The 2,082-nt window shown below is 69.7% G+C and carries 3 protein-coding genes and 1 tRNA gene; 2 read left to right on the top strand and 2 right to left on the bottom strand.

Annotated features, from left to right (window positions below; genetic code table 11):
- The coding region (locus ELR45_RS04450; protein WP_205855936.1) for an ABC transporter ATP-binding protein at positions 1 to 651 on the bottom strand (651 nt) is incomplete at its 3' end.
- 102 nt (positions 652 to 753) lie between these two features.
- Positions 754 to 1,773 (bottom strand): selenide, water dikinase SelD, encoded by a 1,020-nt coding sequence (gene selD / locus ELR45_RS04445; RefSeq protein ID WP_129663782.1) that lies wholly within the window; start codon positions 1,771 to 1,773, stop codon positions 754 to 756.
- Between the two features lie 63 nt (positions 1,774 to 1,836).
- Here selD and ELR45_RS34570 point away from each other — a divergent pair.
- A tRNA-Sec gene (locus ELR45_RS34570) sits at positions 1,837 to 1,929 on the top strand.
- Between the two features lie 43 nt (positions 1,930 to 1,972).
- Positions 1,973 to 2,082: hypothetical protein (locus ELR45_RS43170; protein WP_476704122.1), on the top strand; the 110-nt coding region annotated here is incomplete at its 3' end.

Genomic DNA, 2,082 nt, shown 5'->3' with positions numbered 1-2,082 from the left:
CGCCTTGACCGCCGACGGCGTGTCGTCGGCGATGATCCGACCCTCGCGGATGAGTATCAGCCGGTCGCACCGGTTGGCCTCGTCCATCACGTGGCTGGATACCAGCAGGGTGGCGCCCTGCTCGGCGAACGTGCGGAAGCGGCGCCACAGCTCGTCGCGCAGGACCGGATCCTGGCCGACCGTGGGCTCGTCGAGTATGAGCACGTCGGGCCGGCCCACCAGGGCACAGGCGAGCGAAGCCCGGCTGCGCTGACCTCCGGAGAGGTCTCGCACCAGCTGATCGGGCCGCTCCGCGAGCCCGACGTCGCTGATCGTCTCGTCCGCCTTGTCGCCGCCGAGCCCGTACAACGAGGCGAAATGGCGCACGTTCTCCCGGACGGTGAGGTCCTCGTAGACGCTCGGCGACTGGGTGAGATAGCTGACGGCCCGGCGTAGAGGTGGTGAACCGGCTGGTCTCCCGAGGACGGTGACGTTGCCTGATCTGACGATCTGCACACCGACGATGGCACGCATCAGCGTGGTCTTACCGCTGCCGCTCGGCCCGAGCAGCCCGGTGACGACGCCGCGCTGGACCTGTGTGCTGACGTCGTGCAGCACCACCTTCTTGCCGCGATCGATGGTGAGATTGTCGACCTTGATGGCGGCTTCCATGAACGCCTCCCTCAATTTCAACCTTCGTTGAAATCGACGCTAATGGACGAGCCGGCCACTCAACAACCCTGGCGCCGACCGGCGCGCCGGGTGTCGTGGACCTCACCGCACGGTCAGGGTGACGCCGTCCGTGCGGGCCGGCACCAGCTCTCCGACCACTCGATGGCCCGGCACCTCCCCGGCGATGAGCAGGCCGCCGGAGGTCTGCGCGTCCGCCAGCAGCAGCAGTTCCGCGTCGTCGGCTCGGCCCGGATCGAGGTGAGGCGTGACCCAGTCCAGGTTCCTGCGGGTGCCCCCGCTGACATAACCCGCGGCCAGCGCCTCCCGTGCGCCGTCGAGGTAGGGAACGCGGCCGGCCTCGACGATCGCGCTGACACCGCTCGCGCGGGCGAGTTTGTGCAGGTGCCCGAGGAGTCCGAACCCGGTGATGTCGGTGGCACACCGCACGCCCAGCTCGACGGCGGCGCGGGAGACTGCACGGTTCAGCTCGACCATCGCCTCGACCGCGTGCGGGAACGCCTCTCCGGTGGCTTTGTGCCGGTTGTTGAGCACGCCGATGCCGAGCGGCTTGGTCAGGGTGAGCGGCATCCCGGCCTGGCCGGTGTCGTTGCGCAGCAGGCGATCCGGGCCGGCGACGCCGGTGACCGCCATACCGTACTTCGGCTCAGGATCGTCGACGCTGTGACCACCGGCCACATGGCACCCGGCCGCCCGCGCGACGTCCAGGCCGCCGCGGAGGACCTCGGACGCCAGCTCGAAAGGCAGCTCCGTGCGCGGCCAGCCCAGCAGGTTCACGGCGACCACCGGAGCGCCGCCCATCGCGTAGATGTCGGAGAGCGCGTTGGCCGCGGCGATCCGCCCCCAGTCATACGGGTCGTCGACGACCGGCGTGAAGAAGTCCGCCGTCGCGAGGACCGCCAGGCCGTTCTCCAGCCGCACCGCGGCCGCGTCGTCCCCGTCGTCGAGCCCGACCAGCAGTTCGCCGACGGCGCCGGAGGGTTCGGGGCCCACCAGCATGGAGACAGCCGACTCGAGCTCACCAGGTGGAATCTTGCAAGCGCAGCCCCCACCGTGCGCGTATTGTGTAAGACGAACCGGCGGTTGAGCGGTATGTGCGGTCATGCCTCCACGTTGTGCCCACGCGGCACCGTTTAACACGGTGGCGCGCGGTTATGGCTAGTAGGCGGAGGCGTTCAGGCGGCTGGTGCCCCTCCCGGTCTTCAAAACCGGTGTGGCCCGGAACCCGGGCCGGGCGGGTTCGATTCCCGTCCGCCTCCGCGAACGGCGAGACAGCCCCGTCTGGGGCAGGGAGGGTGCGGCCATGCGGACCAGCGAGACACCGGACGAACGGAGCTTCATTCCAAGGACCGATACCGTGCTTGCCGATGCGCGCCTGGAGCAGGCGGCGTCGTCACTCGGCCGCGCCACCGT

It is taken from the genome of Phytoactinopolyspora endophytica (assembly GCF_004138495.1).
GTDB classification, from domain to species: Bacteria; Actinomycetota; Actinomycetes; order Jiangellales; family Jiangellaceae; genus Phytoactinopolyspora; species Phytoactinopolyspora endophytica.
This window is presented reverse-complemented; position numbering and strand designations above follow the sequence as displayed.

Bases quoted from the DNA above. Each gene is read 5' to 3' on its own strand.
- selD (WP_129663782.1), bottom strand. From the start codon at position 1,773: ATGACCGCACATACCGCTCAACCGCCGGTTCGTCTTACACAATACGCG.